Origin of the sequence: Blautia liquoris (assembly GCF_015159595.1) — a bacterium.
GTDB lineage: Bacteria > Bacillota > Clostridia > Lachnospirales > Lachnospiraceae > Novisyntrophococcus > Novisyntrophococcus liquoris.
Genome location: NZ_CP063304.1, coordinates 476151 through 497135, shown reverse-complemented (window position 1 = coordinate 497135; position 20985 = coordinate 476151). Strand labels below are relative to the sequence as shown.

The window sequence follows — 20985 nt, the reverse complement described above, 5'->3', positions numbered from 1 at the left end:
TAAATTACCCTCACTGATACCTCCGTTCCGGAAATCCGCTTACTTTTTGCGGTATATAATATCTTCTCTTCCCGGACCGTTTGAAATCATGGTAATTGGATAACCTATTTGTTCTTCAACAAATTCTATATAGGCCCGGCAGTTTTTGGGAAGATCCTCATATTCTTTTATTCCCCGTATATCCTGTTTCCATCCCGGAAGCTTCTTATAAACTGGTTTCGCCTTCCTAAGCTTCGACGTTGTCGGAAACTCTGTCGTTGTCTTACCATCAACCTCGTAGGCAACACAGACAGGAATCTCATCCAGATATCCCAGAACATCCAGTACTGTAAAGGCAACCTGCGTAGCACCCTGGAGTCTGCAGCCATATTTTGAGGCGACACAATCGTACCATCCCATACGTCTCGGGCGTCCTGTCGTCGCACCAAATTCGCCGCCATCTCCGCCTCGTTTTCTCAATTCATCAGCCTCATCTCCAAATATCTCTGAGACAAATTCACCTGCCCCCACTGCACTTGAGTAGGCTTTGCTGACTGTGATGATGTCTTTGATCTCGTATGGCGGAACGCCAGCGCCTACTGCACCATAAGCTGCAAGAGTTGAGGATGAGGTTACCATCGGATAGATTCCGTGATCTGTATCCTTTAAAGTTCCAAGCTGTCCCTCCAACAAAACTTGTTGCCCCTCTTTTAGTGCATTGCACAGATAAAGTGATGTGTCACACATGTATGGTTTTACCATCTCTTTATACTCCATAAGTTCCTGAAAGATATCATCCGGATTTAAAAGCGGTTTGTGATACAAGTGCTCCAGCAGGACATTCTTCACTGTACAGATATTTTCAAGCTTTTCCTTTAAATCATCTTCATCAAATAATTCATGAACCTGAATGCCTGTCTTCGCATATTTATCAGAATAAAAAGGTGCGATACCCGATTTTGTGGAACCAAATGATTTACCTGCGAGACGTTCTTCTTCGTACTGGTCAAAGAGAATATGATAAGGCATTACAATCTGTGCACGGTCCGAAATCAAAAGTTTCGGTTCCGGAACCCCTTTCGCTTCCACTTCGTGAAGTTCCTTAAATAAGACAGGGATATTAAGTGCAACACCATTTCCGATAATATTCGTGGTATGCTTATAGAAAACACCAGACGGCAATGTATGAAGTGCAAATTTCCCATAGTTGTTCACGATGGTATGGCCGGCATTGGCTCCACCTTGGAAACGCACTACGATATCTGCTTCTTCAGCCAGTGTATCCGTGATCTTTCCTTTTCCTTCGTCTCCCCAGTTTGCTCCTACAATAGCCTTGATCATATTATAATCCTCCTAATTAATTGATGTTGATTTACTTACATGTAACATCGAAACCGCACCAATATGGGGCGGTGTCACAGACATCACCCCATATCAGATATGAAGTACAAGCTTATACGTTAATCTCAGCCTTCATTCCAAGCAGTTCTTTATTCTTCCCAAGAAGAGGATTTACTGCCTGTTTCAGGAAGTTTTCTACCTGCTGTGCCGAACGGCCGGTATATCTTGCCGGATCCATGGTTTTCTTGAGATCTTCTTTTGACAGATGAAACATCGGATCCTCTGCGATCAAATCCAGAAGATCATTCTCACATCCTTCTTCTTTTACATGTTTTCCCGCAATCATGGATAGCTCACGAATGCGTTCGTGAAGTTCCTGTCTGTCTCCGCCAGCTTTGACAGCATCCATCAGGATGTTCTCTGTCGCCATAAACGGAAGCTCATCCATGAGATGTTTCTCTATCACCTTCGGATACACCACGAGTCCACTCACGACATTCAGGCATAGCTCTAAAATCCCATCGACCGCAAGAAACGCCTCCGGAATCGACAGTCTCTTGTTCGCCGAATCGTCCAGCGTTCTCTCAAACCACTGATTTGCCGATGTGATTGCCGGATTTAAAGCATCAATCATCACATAGCGCGACAGAGAAGCAATTCGTTCACTCCGCATCGGATTTCTCTTATAGGCCATGGCAGATGAGCCGATTTGATCCTTTTCAAAGGGTTCCTCGATCTCCTTCATATGTGCCAGCAGGCGTATATCGTTGGAGAACTTATGCGCTGTGGCAGCTATTCCCGCAAGCACATTGACCACCCTGGTATCCACTTTCCTTGAATAGGTCTGTCCGGATACTGGATAGCAAGATGAAAACCCCATCTTGTCGGCGATCATAGAATCCATCTTGTCGGCCTTCTCCTGATCCTGGTCAAAAAGTTCCAGAAAACTTGCCTGAGTTCCCGTGGTTCCCTTGCTTCCCAATAGTTTCAAAGTACTCTGAACATATTCAAGGTCTTCAAAATCCATGGTAAAATCCTGCAGCCAAAGAGAAGCCCTCTTTCCAACAGTCGTAGGCTGCGCAGGTTGAAAATGTGTAAATGCCAGTGTCGGCAAGTCCTTGTACTGATCTGCAAACCTTGCGAGTTCATCGATCACGGAGAGCAGGCGTCTTTTCACCAAAGTGAGTGCCTCATTCATGATGATTATATCCGTGTTATCGCCTACATAACAACTTGTCGCACCAAGATGCACAATGCCCTTTGCGTGAGGAGCCTGCACACCATACGCATATACATGTGCCATCACATCGTGGCGCACCTCTTTTTCACGGGCTTTGGCCACCTCATAATTAATATCATTTTGATGCTCTTTTAATTCATCAATCTGTTCCTGAGTGATCGAAAGACCCAGCTCTTTCTCGGTCTCAGCCAGTGCAATCCACAATTTTCTCCATGTTTTAAACTTCATGTCCTGTGAAAAGATATACTGCATCTGACCACTGGCGTATCTCTCAGATAACGGGCTTATATATTTATCGGTTCGCTCCATCTAATTACCTCAAACTTCTTGATTATAACACTACCGCGGGCTGCGCGGCACAAAGTGCTGGCGCAGTCCCTGTATAATTATAAGCTAGCGTGTTGCTAAAAGCAAGACTAATCCCGCTTGAATTTTCCAAGAAAGCTCAAAATTCTTGCATTTTGAGAGGAAAACACCTCGTCGGGTGTTCCCTCCTCCAAGATGATTCCGTTCTCCATAAAGATGATATGGTTTGCCACTTTACGGGCAAATTCCATCTCATGAGTTACAATCACCATCGTCATATGCATAGCTGCCAATTCCTGGATAACCTTTAAAATCTCTCCGGTGAGTTCCGGGTCAAGTGCCGAGGTCGGCTCATCAAAAAATAAAATCTTCGGATTCATGGCAAGTGCTCTGGCTATGGAGACTCTCTGTTGCTGTCCGCCCGAGAGCTGGTAGGGATAAGCATCCGCTTTATCGGAAAGTCCCATCTGATCGAGAAGTTTCATTGCCTGCTCCCCAACCTCGTCTTTCTTTCGTCTCTGCACATGAATGGGAGCGTCTATAATATTTTTTAAAACGCTGTAGTGGGGAAACAAATTGAAGTTCTGAAAGACAAGACCATAGTATTGGCGCATTTTTTTGAGCACAGCGGGTTTTTGATATACAGCACGTCCATTCTCACTTTTCGCCGCCTGCTCGCCAAGATAGTACAGTTCTCCGTCGTCCATCTCTTCCAACATGGTCGCACATCGAAGAAGCGTTGACTTTCCGGAACCTGAAGGACCGATGATCGCAGTCACCTCCCCCTCTTCAACGGAGAGAGAGATATCCTTTAGGACCTCCAGACTGTCAAATTGTTTTTTTACATGTTTCATTTCCAGATATTTCATTCCACTCCTCCTCCCTTAGCGGTAATAGCTCAGTTTCTTCTCAAACTTCTCCATGACAAACGCCACGACAAAGTTGAAGACATAATAAAAGACGCCGGCTCCCAGATACGGCATAACGCTTGACATCCCGGATGCCAGTGCCTTTGCATTCGTAAACATCTCAGTTACTCCGATTACAAATGCCAGAGAAGTATCTTTAATTAACGTGATGACCTCATTCGTGATCGTAGGCAGAATTCGTTTCACCACCTGTGGAAGAATGATATAGAAAAACGTCTGTGCCTTGCTGTATCCCAGTACTTTCGCGGCTTCATACTGTCCGATTGGCATGGACTCTATTCCACTGCGATATATTTCTGCAAAATAAGCCGCATAGTTGAGCACGAATCCGATACAGACAGCCGTATAACGGTATGTGGAACTTATGTTTACATGAAAGATGTAAAATGGCCCGAAATAAACAAGCATCAGCTGCAGCATCAGAGGTGTTCCACGCATGATGGAAATGTATATTTTCGTGATGGTTCGAAGAATGGCATTATGTGCCATCCTTCCAAATGTGATCAAAAGTCCCAGTGGAATAGAAAGAAGCAAGGTAATGCAGAAGATCCAAAAAGATGTCAGCATGCCGCTTCCCAGCTTAGACAACAGAACCCCTATATCTATATTCACTTTAGTTTTCCCCCTGCCCTTTTCCTATCGTGGTAATATCCTTGTCAAACCATTTTTCCGATATTTTCTTTGCCGTACCATCGGCCGCTATTTCATCCAGAGTCTTCTGCACTTCGTCTCGCAGTTTCGTATTATCTTTTGCAAAACCGACCGCATACTCTTCCGCTGTAATCGGATCGTCTAAGATTACAAAATCTTTTTTCGCAGCCTTAATCTGATAGCTTGCAACTACGTTGTCCATGGCAATCGCATCAGTTGCTCCAGACTCAAGGTCCATCATTGCTGTAAGATAATCCGGAACTGCCTGATACGAGAGGAAGGAAGACGTAATCTCCGGCTTATCCTTTAGAGCTGCCTCTGCACTGGAATCTGCCTGAACCTCCACACTTTTACCGCTTAAGTCTGATATTTTACTGATCCCGGAATCTTCTCTGACAACAAACACCTGATCATTCTCCATATAAGGCTCACTCCATGCGTAGCCTTCTTCGCGCCCGTTCATCGTGAATCCGTTCCAGATACAGTCAATCGTTCCTGATTTTAATTCCATATCCTTGGAATCCCATGCAATCGGCTGGTACTTGATTGTAAGTCCCATACGCTTTGCTGTCTCCGCAGCCAGTTCCAGATCAAATCCGGTAAATTCTCCGTCATCACCCATAAATCCCATCGGCGGAAAATCCTGATCGAATCCTACTGTAAAGGTACCTGTTTCTGAAGATTTTGAACTGTTTGTTTCACTTGTATTTGCATAATTAGCCGAGCTGCTGTCAGTGCCTTTCTTTGTACATCCCGTCAGTGCAGCCATCACCGATCCCATAATTAATACTCCTGCCAGACTTTTTTTCATCATATGAATCCTCCCACTTTTATTTTTATCAATTTATCAATGAGACACGTTACTACGCTAAACTATCTAAATGAGATAGTACCATACCTTGCCTGCCCCTGTCAAGCATGATTTTGCATATCTTCCCTTGCTATCCTTGCACTGCCAATGTTATACTTATTATCGTTGTGTGTTCGTAACCTTCCACACGGTAAAAAAAACTAGAGGAGAATGAAAATGAAAGACAAGAAAGTACTATTTATCTCGCAATCTGCCATGATTGCAGCCATTTATGTTGTTCTGACGCTGGTATTCGCCCCCTTCAGCTATGGAAATATCCAGGTGCGGATATCCGAGGCTCTAACGATACTGCCCTATTTTACACCGGCCGCGATTCCCGGACTTTTTATTGGCTGTCTGCTTTCCAATATCATAGGAGGCAGCATCCTGCCCGATATTCTATTCGGAAGCCTGGCCACACTCATCGGTGCGGCAATCTCTTATCGCGTCAGACGCCATAAGTATCTGGTTGCAGTTCCTCCTGTCATCGTCAATACCTTAGTCGTACCTTTTGTGCTGTACTATGGCTATCAGATAAATCTGCCAATTCCACTCATGATGCTCACTGTAGGCATCGGGGAAATTATTTCCTGCGGAGTGTTGGGAAGTGTACTGCTTAAAGTTCTAGACCGTTATGGGAGATCAATCTTTAAATCAAGCTGACGCTTACATAATACCCGCAAGGCTTCCTGAAAAAAAGAAGACCAGAAACCGAAATTTCTGATCTTCTTTCTATAGAGCGCGAGACGGGATTCGAACCCGCGACCCCAACCTTGGCAAGGTTGTACTCCACCCCTGAGCCACTCGCGCATATCTTCGAGTTTATTACTCGCAGATATAAATATACTATAAATGTTGAACTTTGTCAATGCGTTTTTCTGTTATGGCTTCAAAATCGCACTCAGCACATACTGACTGTTTGAAAAATTCTTCTGAGAGATGTCCTCTAGTTTGATCAGATCGACATCCAGCCATAATTCCTCTGCCACCACCATCATATTGGCAAACATAATTCCAAAATTGACCTCATCCCACTTTTTCAGCCGTTCTACACTGTCCTTCTTTGAAAAAATGTGTATTCTGCTGTCGTATACGACAAAACGCCAAGGCTGCCTGTTCAAACTGGATGGGGAAAGGCGTGCTGCTTCTAACATCTGCTTCATCCACTGTCTCGGCACTTCTTTGAACACACACAATTCATCAAGGCTCAAACGCTTAGCTTCCGACTGTTTCCTGACATGAGACCCTTTGCTTTTTCCAAACGCCACAACTCCGATCAGACCAAGACCATTCAAAGACACTTCTGTTTTTTTCACTTTGTTAGTCCCGATATAGCACGTTCCGATTCCAATGCTGCACATATACAGAACCATCTGTTCCATCATATATCCCACATTCATCAGATATTTGGGTGCCTCTTCTGAATAAAATGCCAAATAATAAGGGGCTTTGACACCAAAAAAGCTCAATGCCTTATGCTGTCCTTTCCGGTTATCAAGAATCGCAATGTTTGTCTTAAAATTGCCGAAAAGGCCCGTTAACTCATCATAATGTGTTTGAATTTTATCCAGCGTCTGAGCACTCAGATTCTCCATGCTGAAATTTCGTACTGATTTTCTTACAAAAATAGCCTCATATAAATTCATACTATCACCTTTTTGATTAATCCGTAACATTATTGTAACATACTCACTCCTATTTTCAAGGGGCATCCCGAAATAAATATGTCTAAACTTAGAGAATCCTTTTTCTGAATTTACAGCAAATTGTTCGTCTCGTCACCCCCTCTGTTCAGTCTTAATTTCTTTGATCTTGTCTGAAACATCCCTTTTAAACTGTTTCCATGCATCCTCATGGTCGACAAAGTACTTGGGACATATCTTCCCTGTTATGTCATAATGCCGGATTACATCCTCTGTATCCAGATGATATCTTACGCACAGCCATCCGGTCAGCTGAACCATACTCGCATACGTTTTCTCATTGTATGAACCTGATTCATCCTGATGGCAGGTCTCAATAGATATCGTATCATCATTTCGTGAATTAGAGGCATATGCCTCTTCGGTGGTGGGAATGTTCTGTACAACCTCCCCATCAAGTCCCACAATAAAATGACTGCTGGCATAAACACCCGATCCATCTTTTAATCCTTCAAAATAATTATGATTTGCCTGAGCTGTTGTCCCGGGATTGGCGGTATAATGAATCACGATCCCCTTGACTGCGTGAAGCTTCTTTTGCGGACGCGAATATTGATTCGGCGTCAGAAGCTGTACATTAATTGCCGGTGCTCCCCTCCAGTCTACAGATGTCTGTGCTATTACTGCCTGATTTGCTCCTCCATCAGACACTTTTCTTCTAATTCCCCATACACAGGTCCACACCAACAGTGCCATACATAATACAAGTACTGCCCTGTTTCGATAGACAATACGGCGGCGGCGTCTGTATGCTTTCGACAACCTCCTGTGAGACTTCTTCTTATGTATCATAACTATTACTCCTCTGGAAAAAACATGCAAAATTTCAGACTCAATTCTCGAAAGAGTCGGCTGAAACTTTGCATGATTGTCTCTTACTCATCTAAGCTATAATTCGGTGCTTCCTTTGTAATATGGATATCATGAGGATGAGATTCTTTCAGAGAAGCTGCAGAAATTTTCACAAATTTCCCTGTTTCTTTTAGTGTCTCAATATCTTTAGCTCCGCAATATCCCATTCCGGAACGGATTCCTCCCAGCAACTGAAATACGGTGTCTTCCAGCAGTCCCTTATAAGCGACACGCCCTTCCACACCTTCCGGTACTAGCTTTTTAGCATCCGACTGGAAATATCGGTCTTTGCTTCCATTTTCCATAGCCGCGATTGATCCCATGCCGCGGTAAACCTTATATTTTCTTCCCTGAAATAGCTCAAAAGTTCCCGGACTTTCATCACAGCCTGCGAAAATACTTCCCATCATACACACATTTGCACCTGCAGCAAGGGCCTTTGTCATATCTCCGGAATACTTAATTCCTCCATCTGCTATAATCGGAATTTCCGACTTTTTTGCCTCTGCATAACAGTTCATAACCGCAGTGATTTGTGGAACTCCGATTCCTGCGACAATACGGGTTGTGCATATGGATCCCGGTCCGATTCCCACCTTAACTGCATCTGCTCCTGCAGCAATCAAATCTTTTGTTGCCTCAGCTGTCGCGACATTTCCCGCGATAACCTGAAGGTTTGGATAAAAGGATTTCATTTCTTTCAGTGTATGGAGTATATTAGCGGAGTGTCCATGGGCCGAGTCAATAACAATGACATCAACATGTGCCTTCACCAAAGCATCCACTCGTTCCATAATATTGCTTGTAATTCCAACTGCCGCACCGCAGAGAAGACGCCCCTGTGAGTCTTTTGCCGATGCCGGATATTTAATCTGTTTTTCAATATCCTTGATCGTGATCAGACCTTTCAGATTAAAACTGTCATCTACGATTGGAAGTTTCTCTTTTCTGGACTTTGCGAGGATCTTTTTTGCCTCTTCAAGAGTAACCCCTTCCCTTGCCGTTATCAGACCTTCGGAAGTCATACTTTCTTTAATCGGTTTTGAAAAATCCTCTTCAAACTTCAGATCACGATTTGTGATAATCCCCACAAGTTTTCCATTCTCAGTGATCGGAACTCCTGAAATCCGATATTTTGACATCAGATCGCTTGCATCCTGTAACGTATGGTGCTGGGATAAGTAAAAGGGATCCGTGATGACACCGTTTTCAGAACGCTTTACCTTATCCACTTCATCTGCCTGCTGCTCAATTGACATGTTTTTATGAACAATGCCGATACCACCCTGTCTTGCCATGGCAATTGCCATACGATGTTCTGTCACTGTATCCATTCCGGCACTCATCATAGGAATATTTAACTTGATGCTTTTCGTCAGATGTGTACTTAAATCAACCATATTCGGGGTCACTTCTGAGTACTGAGGAACAAGCAGCACATCATCAAAGGTGATTCCCTCGCCAATAATCGTTCCCATCTATATCCTCCGTTCTTCAAATTACTTTTGACAAACATCTTTTAATCCTAGTATCCCAAAATATAAAAGAGATGTCAATCCGTAAATACTTTTCTCGGCATTTTACTCTTGATATCTTTGATTATTATTTCATTCGGCTCAAAAAGAAGACGCTCCAACCCTTTATCTCCTGGAATAATAACCGCATATGTTTTGTGATCGGCTTTACCGGAGGAATAATCAACCGTTTTAATGTTTGTATTGTTTCGATAGGAATCAAGCTGGTGAGAGTTAAGCGGTGCCATAATTTCCATCTTACTCAAAGTGTAACTTCCGGCCTTTTTTCTCTTTTGTTTCGAAAAAACCTTGTCTATATCAAGCTCTCCATTTACATAAAGATATTCATATTCCATATTTAATCTTGGAATCAGAAAATAGTCTGCAATACCAAAAGCCAGTGCAGCTATCAGAATCATCGGATGGATCAGAATACCTGCTATCGCTGCAAGTACGGTTAAAAATATCAGGATTACCTTAACTGCCATATCTTTTCCGGTGAATTTTTTCTCTACTAAAACTTCTGTATACAAATCGCTCATCTGTTATTTCTCCTCCTCAACCGCAGTGATAAATTCTTTTACTTTGTCCTGATTTTGTGTATTGCTGATAACAGTAAGATACACGGGTTCGTATTGAACCCACTTATGCTTTTCAAGCCACGGTGTATTCGTGATATCCAGCATATCTGTCCCTTTCGATATACCGAGCTTCTCACATTCCTCTGGCGTAAATAATGAAGAGAGATCCAGAAACATCTCCTGCTCTTTATAATGGTTGTAAACATTTTGCGTTGTGATCAAAACATCCATATCTTTTGCGGCTATCACTGTAGTAAACTTCATCACTGTGTTATAATCCGCTTTTTCGACATCTTCTCCCATCATATAAGATGTGTCAAATGTAATCTGATCATATTTATTCTTTGTACCAAACTGTTTTTGTAATTCATCCTGTATCTTACTCTGCTCCTCCATAGTTTGTGCATCGACAACACTGACATTTAATATCGTATGATATTTGGAATTCTCGACCAGCTGGAGAATAACCACGATCAATAAAATCACCCCAAGGATGGCCGCCATGGCTCCTTTGTAATATGTCCAGATATATCCCAGCTTTCCGCCAATGCTCATCGTCGAGAGCTTTTCTTTCTCAATCTCTCTTTTTTCTTTTCTGGTCATGTCTGACTCATAGCGATGATGTTTGGCAGGACCCTTCTCTTTCTCTTGTCTGCTCATGCTAGTACACTCCATAATTCTTTAACTTTGGTTTATGTTGACTTCTGTACTACATTCTTATTTCTGATACCTGCGAATTGCTCCGCACTTTATACCCTAGGTATCATAATATCATAAAAAGGAGCCAGCGTCTATGCGCATAGCTCCTTTTTTTACTTACATATTGCCAATTACATCATACCCATTCCCTGACCGCCAGCTGGTGCTGCCGGAGTTTCTTCAGGTATTGTGGAAACTACGGATTCTGTTGTAAGCAAGGTAGAAGCAACACTTGTTGCATTCTGTAATGCACTTCTGGATACTTTAAATGGATCCAGGATGCCTGCCTTAACCATATCAACATATTTTTCATTATAAGCATCGAATCCGATTCCAACTTCTGATTCTTTTACTTTATTAATGATTACAGAACCCTCGAGTCCTGCATTGACAACAATATGATACAGAGGTGCTTCCAGTGCTTTCAGAATAATCTTTGCACCTGTCTTCTCATCGCCTTCCAGAGATTCCGTGAATGATTCAAGTTCTTTTGAAGCGTGGATGTAAGCAGAACCGCCTCCTGCGATGATTCCTTCTTCCACTGCTGCTCTTGTTGAGTTCAGAGCATCTTCCATACGAAGTTTTGCTTCTTTCATCTCTGTCTCTGTTGCAGCACCGACGCGGATAACAGCGACACCGCCTGCCATCTTTGCGAGTCTTTCCTGTAATTTCTCTCTATCAAAATCAGATGTTGTCTCTTCAATCTGCGCGCGTATCTGTCCAACTCTGGCATCAATGTCTGCCTTATTGCCGATTCCGTCTACAATTGTTGTGTTTTCTTTCTCAACCTTGACAGATTTTGCACGTCCTAGCTGATCCATAGTTGTATCTTTCAGCTCATATCCAAGTTCTTCAGAGATAACCGTACCGCCAGTCAGAACTGCGATATCCTGAAGCATTTCTTTTCTCCTATCGCCATATCCCGGTGCCTTCACAGCAACAACTTTGAAGGTTCCACGAAGTTTGTTTACAATCAAGGTAGACAATGCCTCACCTTCAACATCTTCTGCAATGATCAGCAGGCTTGAACCAGACTGAACGATCTGCTCTAAGAGTGGAAGAATCTCCTGAATGTTGCTGATCTTCTTATCAGTGATTAAGATATATGGATCATCGAGATTTGCGATCATCTTCTCCATATCTGTTGACATATAAGCAGAGATATATCCGCGGTCAAACTGCATACCTTCCACCAAATCAAGTTCTGTCTGCATTGTCTTGGATTCTTCAATTGTAATAACGCCGTTGTTGGATACTTTTTCCATGGCATCTGCAACCATCTGACCAACTTCGTCATCGCCGGAAGATACCGCGGCAACTCTGGCCATCTGCTCTTTGCCTTCTACAGCCTGACTCATCCCGGAAATAAGTTCCACAGCTTTATCTGTTGCTTTCTTCATCCCTTTTCTGATAACTACAGGGTTAGCACCTGCTGCCAGATTCTTCATACCCTCATTTACCATCGCCTGTGCAAGAACTGTAGCTGTTGTTGTTCCGTCACCGGCAACATCATTTGTCTTAGAAGCAACTTCTTTAATCAGCTGTGCACCCATATTTTCAAAGCCATCTTCCAGCTCGATCTCTTTTGCGATAGTAACACCATCATTTGTGATGAGTGGTGTGCCAAACTGTTTATCCAGAACTACATTTCTTCCTTTCGGTCCGAGAGTAGCACTGACCGTATCAGATAATTTATTAACACCTGTTTCCAGAGCCGCCCTTGCTTCTGCTCCGTATTTAATTTCCTTTGCCATATCTAATAGCCTCCTGTCTGATTTTATCTAATAATTTAAAACTTTTCATTCAACAATTGCAAGTATATCTTCCTGTTTTACAATGATATATTCCTCATCACCCAATTTTACTTCTGTTCCGGCATATTTGGAATAAATAACCTGATTGCCGGCCTTAACTTCCATCTTTACATCTTCAGTGCCAGGTCCAACTTCGACAACTTCTGCCTGTTGTGGTTTCTCCTGCGCCTGTCCCGGAAGAACAATACCTGATTTTGTAGTTTCCTCCGCTTTCAACTGTTTCAATACAACTCTGTCACCTAATGGTACTAACTTCATTCTATGTTACCTCCTTAGATTTTTCTTTATTAGCACTCGATGTCGTTGAGTGCTACTCGATGTCTCTTATATTAGTGATTCTGGTCAGAAATCGCAACTGTATTTATCGTTGTATTTTATAGTATTATCTTATTTTTTCTTTCTAAACCTCTTGTTTTCTATTGATTTCTCAATATTTAAATTTATTGTACCAAGGTTTCCAAAGCCATGGCTCCCTGATTGCGGAAACACTCATGAAAAAGGCAGGTTCCTTTCGGAATCTGCCCGACAATAATTATTTCTGGTTTTTTCTCTCATGACCCTTGAAGGTATTTTTGGTCTTTATTTCATCTAGTTCATCAAAAATATAGTCATTTAATACTTTGATGTACGTTCCCTTCATGCCACTGGATCTGGATTCAATTACACCGGCGCTTTCGAATTTTCTAAGTGCATTCACGATCACAGATCTTGTAATCCCAACCCGGTCTGCAATCTTGCTGGCAACCAAAATTCCCTCGTCCCCTTCGAGTTCATCAAAGATATGAATGATTGCCTCTAATTCTGAAAAGGACAACGTGCTGAAAGCAGATTTAACAACCTGGACTTTTCGATTCTCCTCTACATTCTCCTCGTTGACAGAACGCATCATCTCCAGACCAACCACCGTAGTTCCATATTCACTTACAATAATATCATCAATATCATAATTCGTATTACATCGGTACATAAAGACAGTGCCAAGACGTTCACCGGCAATATCGATTGGCTCTATAATCGCATTGTACTGCTGAAATTGTTCACCTTCAAAACCTAGTGTCTCCAAATTTACATTCTCTTTCGTTGACAAGACGCTCAAGAATCTGTCATTCAAAAGCGAATCAATATGATTACCAATCTTATCATCAATTAACTCCGTAATCTCCCTGACATCATTACTGAGTCCAACTCCCAGAACTTTTCCCTTTTTACTGATAACCAGAATATTAGAATTCAATGTTTCACTCAAAACCTTGCAAATGTCGCTGAAGACAACCTTTGTAGAATTGTTATTGTGAAGCAGTTTATTGATCTTTCTAGTTTTATCTAATAACTGTACACTCATAACGATACTCCTTTCTAAAAATTTTAGATATTATTTTTTGTGCTACAATTCAATAAGCCTACAGTAATCATACATCTAATTTAGTTAAATATAGATTGCATTTCACCTCTAAGACAGTTTATCACAAAACACAAATCTATGCAAGATATTGTCTGAAAACTTTAAGATCTGGTATCTACATCGTTTTCCTCTTTTGGTTTTTGTGTGACATATCCACACTGCTCATTGGCACATACCAGCTTATTTCCCTTTTCCAGCATATAACCGCCACATTTGGGGCATTTCACATTCGAAGGTTTCTGCCAAGTCATAAAATCACAGTCGGGGTTATGCTCGCATCCATAATACCGTCTTCCTTTTTTCGTCTTTTTCAGTATAATCTCGCCACCGCACTTGGGGCACTTTACACCAATCTTTTCCAGATACGGTTTTGTATTTCTGCATTCAGGGAAACCGGGGCAGGCCAAAAATTTACCATGTGGTCCATATTTGATGACCATATTGCGCCCGCATTTGTCACAGATGACATCCGTCACCTCATCAGCTATCACTACACGTTCCAGCTGCTCCTCCGCGCGGTCCACAGATTCTTTCAGATCCGGCCAGAAATTTCTGACAACGGTTTTCCACTCAACACTTCCGTCACCGACTTTGTCGAGCAGTGCTTCCATATTCGCGGTGAAATTCACGTCTACAATTGTCGAAAATGCCTTTTTCATCATTGAGTTCACCACTTCGCCAAGCTCCGTCATGTAGAGATTCTTCTTCTCCTTCGTAACATACCGTCGTGACAATATCGTGGTAATCGTGGGGGCATACGTACTGGGTCGTCCGATGCCTAACTCTTCCAATGTCCGAACCAGAGATGCCTCCGTATAATGAGCCGGTGGCTGAGTAAAGTGCTGTTCGGGTATAAATTTTTTTAACTTCAGATCGGTTCCCTGCTCGATGGAAGACAAAAGAAGGTTATCACTCTTCTTTTGATCTTCATCCTGCGTATAGACAGACATAAAACCATCAAACTTCAGCTCGGATGCAGAGACTGTAAATAAATAATCTCCGCCTGTAATTTTAATCGAATGGGTCAGATATATCGCTGGATGCATGCGGCTGGCCGTATACCTTTTCCAGATCAGCTGGTAAAGACGGAACTGATCTCTTGACAAGGATTCTTTAATCATAGCCGGAAGTCTCGTAATATCTGTAGGCCGGATTGCTTCATGGGCATCCTGTGCCTTCTTGTTTTTATTCTCCGTGGAAGCCACATCAGAAGTATATTCCCGGCCATACTGTTCATTAATATACTCTTTTGCTATCTGACTCGCCTCTGCAGAAATACGAGTAGAATCGGTACGCAGATAGGTGATTAGTCCGCCTTTTGTATCTACTCCTTCATATAATTGCTGGGCAATGCGCATTGTCTTGGAAGTTGAAAAGTTCAAAACTTTCGCTGCTTCCTGCTGCAGAGTACTGGTTGTAAAAGGAAGCGGAGCTTTTTTTATTCGCTCTCCTTTCTTTACTTCCGAAACTTGAAAACTGACGTCAGAAAGTTCTTTCAAGATATCATCTAATTCTTCTTTCGACTCTATGTTGATTTTCTTTTTATTTTTACCATAAAAGTGAGCCGTCAGTTCCTTTTTTTTACCTGGAATATGAAATTGCCCATCCAGTGACCAGTATTCCTGAGGAATAAATTCATTGATCTCATCTTCCCGGTCACCTATGATACGCAGCGCAACAGACTGAACACGCCCCGCACTTAAACCACGTTTTATTTTTTTCCAGAGCAGCGGACTGATCTCATATCCCACCATACGGTCCAGACATCTGCGGGCCTGCTGCTCATCCACCAGATTCATGTCAATATCTCTGGCACTTTTTATCGAAGCCTTTACGGCATTCTTCGTAATTTCGTTGAACGTTATACGTCGCATCTTACTGTCATCCAGCTTCAAAGCCTTTGACAAATGCCACGAAATTGCTTCCCCTTCACGATCCGGGTCAGTTGCAAGATAGACCTTATCCGCCTTTTTTGCTGATTTTCTAAGGCCGGCGAGAAGTTCGCCTTTCCCTCTGATTGTAATATATTTTGGTTCAAAGTCATGCTCCACATCAATTCCAAGCTGGCTCTTTGGAAGATCACGAACATGTCCGTTTGATGCTGCTACTTCATAATTGGCTCCAAGGAATTTTTTCACCGTTTTTACTTTCGCCGGTGATTCCACGATAACAAGATATTTTGCCATCTAATGATGCCTCCTATTTCTATGTTGTTACAGTTTAACCACTATACACCAATTTATTTTTTCTTGCAAGTTCTTTTTCCCGGATAGGGGCATCCATTTTCAAAAAATTCGAAGATATGGAGCTAAAATTCTCCATATTTTCGCCAATAGTTTCTGTATGATTCCACGGCAGTACCCTGAAGCTGCAAAGACAGCAGAATTCCAGATAAAACCGGCATTTTTAGTCCTGTCTCATCCACAAGTTTGCCCAGACTTTTGGGCCAAATTTCAAGGTGATCATAAACTTCCTGTTCTTCTTTTGAAAAGTTTTTTTCTTTTTTGTCAGTTTTACCCGCAAAAATTCCCAACTCTTCTAAAATACAGCCCGGTTCATATGCGACCTGCGCCCCTTGATAAAGCAGGTAATTGCACCCTTTGCTCAGGGCATCCGATACTCTCCCCGGCAGTGCAAAAACCGTCTTTCCCTGATCCAGTGCGTAGTCGGCCGTGATCAGGGAGCCGCTTTTTTCCCTTGCTTCTGCGATGAGTACTGCATCTGCCAGACCGCTGATCAAGCGATTTCGGATTGGGAAGTGCCATGGCTTCGGGGCTGATCCGGGGGCGAATTCAGAGAGAACTCCTCCACTTTCGATCATTCTTCTATATACAGGATAGTTTTCTTTTGGATAACAGATATCCACACCACATCCTAAAACTGCGAAAGTCTTTCCTCCTGCCGCCAGCGCCCCTTCATGTGCGCTGGCATCTATACCATAGGCCAGACCACTGATAATCTGAACTCCCTGCCCTGCAAGTACTTTTGCAAACTCGAAGGCCTGTTGTTTTCCATAAGAAGAGCATGCTCTGGCGCCGGCAATTGCAACAGAGGGCAGATCATCTCCGGGAAGCTCACCTTTTACATAAAGGCCGCCCGGCCTTTTGGGAATCATCTTCAGGCGCATGGGATATCTAGGGTCCTCTATCTTTATGTATTCATAATGTTTTGCTGTCATACGTTTCACTTTCCTTCCAAAGTGCTCTTTTATCAAGGCTTCTATAACAGATCGCTTCACTGACGTGTTCTGCCCGAATCATATCACTCTCCTCCATATCCGCAATCGTCCTCGCAACTTTTATAATCCGATGATACCCCCTTGCCGTAAGGCCATAAATCTCGAAAGCCTGTTTCAGGAGTTTCCCGGCATCTGGGGTCAGCGGGCAGAATCTTTCTATGTCCGACGAAGACAGACTGCTGTTTAATCGTATGATATTAGATTGTTCGTAATTTTTTTCTTTAAATCTCTCACGCTGTATCTGCTGCGTACGGCATACAATTTGTCGAAGCTTTTCTGATGATTGACCCCGCCTATCATTTCCCGTGAGGTCTTCATACCGAAGAGACGGTACTTCCACACACAGATCCATTCGGTCCAGCAGTGGAAGACTGATTTTATTTCTATATCTTATAATCTCAGACATACTGCAGGTACACCGATTCGTATCAGGATAATAACCGCAGGGACAGGAATTCATCGCCGCCACCAACATGAAATCAGCAGGGAATGTAAATCTTCCTCCTATTCTTGATATCACAATCTGATGTTCCTCCAGAGGCTGTCTTAAGATCTCAATCGTCTTTTTTGGTATCTCGGCAATCTCATCCAGAAAAAGGACTCCATGATGAGCCAGAGTGATCTCTCCCGGGATCGGTATCCGCCCGCCGCCGGCCAATGCCTGTAACGATATCGTATGATGCGGCTGTCTAAAGGGCCGCCTCTTTATAACCGGCTCATCTTTGGGGAGTAATCCTGCCACACTGTAAATCTTGGAAAGTTCAAGACTTTCCTCTTTTGTCAGCTGCGGCATAATCGTAGGAAGACACTTTGCCAGCATAGTCTTGCCACTTCCCGGTCCTCCCCTCAGCAGTAGATTATGAAAACCGCAGACAGCGATCAAAGCAGCTCTCTTTACATATTCTTGTCCGACAAGATCTTGAAAATCCACATCATAGTCTTTCCTCTCACTGACTGGCAAAACAATATTCTCCTCCTCCGTCTGCGTTTCATCAATACAATAGGCAATCAGCTGCTGCAGGGAAGCGACGCCAATCACTTTGATCCCATCTACTGCCTTTGCTTCTATTATATTGTCATGCGGTATCACGCATCTTAAAAGGCCTTCTTTTCTGGCCAAAAGGACGGTTGAGAGTACCCCTGTAACACCCTGTATTGCACCGTTTAAGCGCACTTCTCCGATGATCATGGCGTCAGAAAGTGATTTTGGTGGAATCCTCCCGACAGCCTTTAAAAACGCCACAGCTACCGGCAGATCAAATCTTGATCCATCTTTCCTGATATCAGCAGGGACAAGATTGACCGTCACTCTCTTTGGCGGAAAGGCTACACCTGCATTCCGCAGAGCTGTTTTTACGCGATCCTGCCCCTCTTTTACCCTTGAAGACACAGAACCCACCATAACAAATTGTGGCATCCCGTCGCTTACATCGGCCTCCACCTGTACTTTTACGGCATCAATCCCATAGATTGCAGCCGACAAAACACTACAAAACATAATACCTCCAGTAAATTAACAAACCTAGGAAATCAAAAAGAATAAAAACTTGCCTGAGTCCAAAAGGACATTGTTTCATCCGAGAACCGGATTGTTTGATTTGCTCTATGAATAAATTATACATCTGAAATAAAAAGTGTCAACACAAATATATATGATACTAGGGTCAAAAGGTCCTGCGTTTCATGCTTGCATGAAAAAGCATGACCTTGGGACCCGAACAAACATGAGAAAGCAACCCGATTAGGGTGTATTTCGAATGTTTGTAGGATTACGTGAGCACAAAGTGCGGAGTAATCCGTGTATCATAGGGGTCAAAAGGTCCTGCGTTTCATGCTTGCATGAAAAAGCATGACCTTTTGACCCGAAGAAATATGGGAATGTGACCCCAATTACCCCGATCAGGGCAAAATTTAAATACTTGCAGGATTAGTGTGTCATTTAAAATGGTTTCTCAACTTAATAACTGCATTTTTTTCGATTCTTGATACATAGGATCTGCTGATACCCATCTGCGCTGCTATGGCGCGCTGAGTAAGGCCTTCTGTGCCATATAACCCATACCGCATACAGATGACCTTATATTCTTGTTCTGTCAATATCTGCTCGATCAGCTCATAGAGCTTTCTCACATCCTCCTTTTGCAGATATTGCTCTTCCGTATCTTCGGCATCCCCTTCAATCACATCCATAAGATGTATTTCGTTCCCTTCCTTGTCGGTTCCTATGGATTCATAAAGAGACACCTCTTTATTTAACTTTTTGCGGGAGCGAAGGAACATCAGAATCTCATTATCTATACAGCGAACCGCATAACTGGCCAGTTTGCTGCTTTTATTGTAATCAAACGTATCCACCGCTTTAATCAGGCCAATCGTACCTATAGAGATGAGATCCTCCTGGTCCTCCGCCACCCCCTGATACTTCTTGACGACATGAGCCACCAGACGCATATTATGTTCAATCAGAACATCTTTCGCACTGAGGTCTCCATTTTGAAATTTTTTCAGGTATATCTTTTCATCACGCGCGCAAAGGGGCTTTTGGAAAGTTTTCAAGCTGCACCTCGAAGAGGATTTCAATCTATTCTATGATTGAACCAACGAATTTGTGCTTTTCCAACTGTCCCTTTTATTTTTTGACAGATTAAGACATGTTTTTTCTTCGAAGAATATCAAAAGAATCCATCTCGTGTCCCAAATCTATCCATAATTGTTGTTTTGGATGCGGTGCCGAGTTCATCGCCTCTTTGTCATCATTATAGATGGCATTTACTGTCGCTGTCACATTGCTTCCATCCGGCTTCATAATCTCAATCTCTTCACCAACGGAAAACTTGTTTCTCTGCTCTATACTATAATACCCGCGTTCATCTCTTTGGCCCACAATTCCAAGGTACGTGTAAGACTGAATGTAAGTGTTGTTATCGTAAATCTGAGATTCCTGCCCTGGTTTTCCATAGAAAAACCCAGTGGTAAACTGACGATATGTGCAGTGCGAAATCTGCTCCTGATACCACGGCATATGTTTCTCATAGATCGCAGGGTCTCGAAGATAATCGTCAATTGCCTTTCTGTAGGTACGCGCAACCGTAGCGACATACAGTGCATTCTTCATGCGGCCCTCAATCTTGTAACTGTCAATTTTGGCATCAAAAAGATCTGGTATATGTTCAACCATGCAAAGATCTTTCGAGTTAAAGATATAAGTGCCTCGTTCATTCTCATAGACCGGCATATATTCCCCTGGTCTCGTCTCTTCGACAATAGAATATTTCCATCGACAGGGATGTGTACAGGCACCCTGATTTGCATCTCGCCCGGTCAGATAGTTGCTGAGCAGGCATCTGCCTGAATAGGACATACACATCGCTCCATGGACAAACACCTCAATCTCAAGATCTTTTGGAATCTCTCTCTTCATTTCCCGGATCTCTGAAAGAGAGAGTTCGCGTGCAGCGACTACTCTCTTTGCGCCCTGCTGATACCAGAACCGAAAGGTTCCATAATTGGTATTGTTTGCCTGTGTGCTTATATGTCTCTCGATTTCGGGGCAGACTTCTTTCGCGATCTGAAAGACTCCCGGATCCGAGATGATCAATGCATCCGGCCTGATTTCTTTTAGTGCTTCAAAATATTCTCTGACTCTGTCAAGATCTCCATTATGGGCAAGAATATTGGCCGTCACATAGACTTTTACCTGATGCTCATGAGCAAAACGTATACCCTCTCTCATGTCCTCCATCGAAAAGTTCTTTGCATTTGCCCTCAGGCCAAATGCCTCTCCGCCGATATATACCGCATCTGCACCATATATCACGGCTATTTTTAACACTTCAAGATTACTTGCCGGCACTAATAACTCCGGTTTTCTCATAATTGCCTCCAT

General features: G+C 42.9%; 19 protein-coding genes and 1 tRNA gene. 1 reads left to right on the top strand and 19 read right to left on the bottom strand.

What is annotated here, in order from left to right; genetic code table 11:
* Positions 1 to 39: 39 nt before the first annotated feature.
* The 5 genes from INP51_RS02380 to INP51_RS02360 form a co-directional block, all read right to left on the bottom strand.
* Positions 40 to 1320, bottom strand: a complete 1281-nt coding sequence (locus INP51_RS02380; protein WP_193736161.1) for an adenylosuccinate synthase — start codon at positions 1318 to 1320, stop codon at positions 40 to 42.
* Between the two features lie 112 nt (positions 1321 to 1432).
* Entirely contained in the window at positions 1433 to 2869 is a 1437-nt protein-coding gene (gene purB / locus INP51_RS02375; RefSeq protein ID WP_193736160.1) for an adenylosuccinate lyase, read from the bottom strand.
* Between the two features lie 107 nt (positions 2870 to 2976).
* The gene (locus INP51_RS02370) at positions 2977 to 3735 is read right to left on the bottom strand and encodes an amino acid ABC transporter ATP-binding protein (RefSeq protein ID WP_193736159.1); all 759 of its coding nucleotides are present in this window, start codon (positions 3733 to 3735) and stop codon (positions 2977 to 2979) included.
* Positions 3736 to 3750: 15 nt separating this feature from the next.
* Positions 3751 to 4401: an amino acid ABC transporter permease gene (locus INP51_RS02365; protein ID WP_193737205.1), complete on the bottom strand. Its 651-nt coding sequence runs from the start codon at positions 4399 to 4401 to the stop codon at positions 3751 to 3753.
* 7 nt (positions 4402 to 4408) lie between these two features.
* A complete protein-coding gene (locus INP51_RS02360) occupies positions 4409 to 5260 on the bottom strand; it encodes an amino acid ABC transporter substrate-binding protein (RefSeq protein WP_230406853.1) in 852 nt (283 codons plus the stop codon).
* 213 nt (positions 5261 to 5473) lie between these two features.
* Here INP51_RS02360 and INP51_RS02355 point away from each other — a divergent pair, with 213 nt between their 5' ends.
* Positions 5474 to 5959 carry a QueT transporter family protein gene (locus tag INP51_RS02355; protein WP_193736158.1) on the top strand — a complete coding sequence of 162 codons (486 nt, stop codon included), beginning with the start codon at positions 5474 to 5476 and terminating at the stop codon, positions 5957 to 5959.
* Between the two features lie 75 nt (positions 5960 to 6034).
* Here the strand turns inward: INP51_RS02355 and INP51_RS02350 are convergent.
* The 14 genes from INP51_RS02350 to INP51_RS02285 form a co-directional block, all read right to left on the bottom strand.
* Positions 6035 to 6106 (bottom strand) — tRNA-Gly (locus INP51_RS02350).
* A gap of 71 nt (positions 6107 to 6177) precedes the next feature.
* Positions 6178 to 6942: a nitroreductase family protein gene (locus INP51_RS02345; RefSeq protein ID WP_193736157.1), complete on the bottom strand. Its 765-nt coding sequence runs from the start codon at positions 6940 to 6942 to the stop codon at positions 6178 to 6180.
* A gap of 132 nt (positions 6943 to 7074) precedes the next feature.
* Positions 7075 to 7791: a peptidoglycan recognition protein family protein gene (locus INP51_RS02340; protein WP_193736156.1), complete on the bottom strand. Its 717-nt coding sequence runs from the start codon at positions 7789 to 7791 to the stop codon at positions 7075 to 7077.
* Between the two features lie 83 nt (positions 7792 to 7874).
* Entirely contained in the window at positions 7875 to 9329 is a 1455-nt protein-coding gene (gene guaB, locus INP51_RS02335) for an IMP dehydrogenase (RefSeq protein WP_193736155.1), read from the bottom strand.
* A 74-nt stretch (positions 9330 to 9403) separates the two neighbouring features.
* Positions 9404 to 9907: a DUF6106 family protein gene (locus INP51_RS02330; protein WP_193736154.1), complete on the bottom strand. Its 504-nt coding sequence runs from the start codon at positions 9905 to 9907 to the stop codon at positions 9404 to 9406.
* A 3-nt stretch (positions 9908 to 9910) separates the two neighbouring features.
* Positions 9911 to 10606: a hypothetical protein gene (locus tag INP51_RS02325; RefSeq protein ID WP_193736153.1), complete on the bottom strand. Its 696-nt coding sequence runs from the start codon at positions 10604 to 10606 to the stop codon at positions 9911 to 9913.
* 170 nt (positions 10607 to 10776) lie between these two features.
* Positions 10777 to 12399, bottom strand: a complete 1623-nt coding sequence (groL, locus tag INP51_RS02320; RefSeq protein ID WP_193736152.1) for a chaperonin GroEL — start codon at positions 12397 to 12399, stop codon at positions 10777 to 10779.
* Between the two features lie 45 nt (positions 12400 to 12444).
* Positions 12445 to 12717: a co-chaperone GroES gene (locus INP51_RS02315; protein ID WP_193736151.1), complete on the bottom strand. Its 273-nt coding sequence runs from the start codon at positions 12715 to 12717 to the stop codon at positions 12445 to 12447.
* Positions 12718 to 12991: 274 nt separating this feature from the next.
* On the bottom strand, positions 12992 to 13801 hold the full coding sequence (gene codY, locus INP51_RS02310; RefSeq protein ID WP_193736150.1) for a GTP-sensing pleiotropic transcriptional regulator CodY: 810 nt from the start codon (positions 13799 to 13801) through the stop codon (positions 12992 to 12994).
* Positions 13802 to 13962: 161 nt separating this feature from the next.
* On the bottom strand, positions 13963 to 16047 hold the full coding sequence (gene topA / locus INP51_RS02305) for a type I DNA topoisomerase (RefSeq protein ID WP_193736149.1): 2085 nt from the start codon (positions 16045 to 16047) through the stop codon (positions 13963 to 13965).
* 122 nt (positions 16048 to 16169) lie between these two features.
* Positions 16170 to 17039, bottom strand: coding sequence for a DNA-processing protein DprA (gene dprA / locus INP51_RS02300; protein ID WP_193736148.1), 870 nt, complete (start codon positions 17037 to 17039; stop codon positions 16170 to 16172).
* On the bottom strand, positions 17020 to 18597 hold the full coding sequence (locus INP51_RS02295; RefSeq protein ID WP_193736147.1) for a YifB family Mg chelatase-like AAA ATPase: 1578 nt from the start codon (positions 18595 to 18597) through the stop codon (positions 17020 to 17022). The genes dprA and INP51_RS02295 overlap by 20 nt, the downstream gene beginning before the upstream one ends.
* 437 nt (positions 18598 to 19034) lie before the next feature.
* Positions 19035 to 19655, bottom strand: coding sequence for an RNA polymerase sporulation sigma factor SigK (gene sigK, locus INP51_RS02290; protein ID WP_193736146.1), 621 nt, complete (start codon positions 19653 to 19655; stop codon positions 19035 to 19037).
* Positions 19656 to 19743: 88 nt separating this feature from the next.
* Positions 19744 to 20973, bottom strand: a complete 1230-nt coding sequence (locus tag INP51_RS02285) for a peptidase U32 family protein (protein ID WP_193736145.1) — start codon at positions 20971 to 20973, stop codon at positions 19744 to 19746.
* Positions 20974 to 20985: the final 12 nt, after the last annotated feature.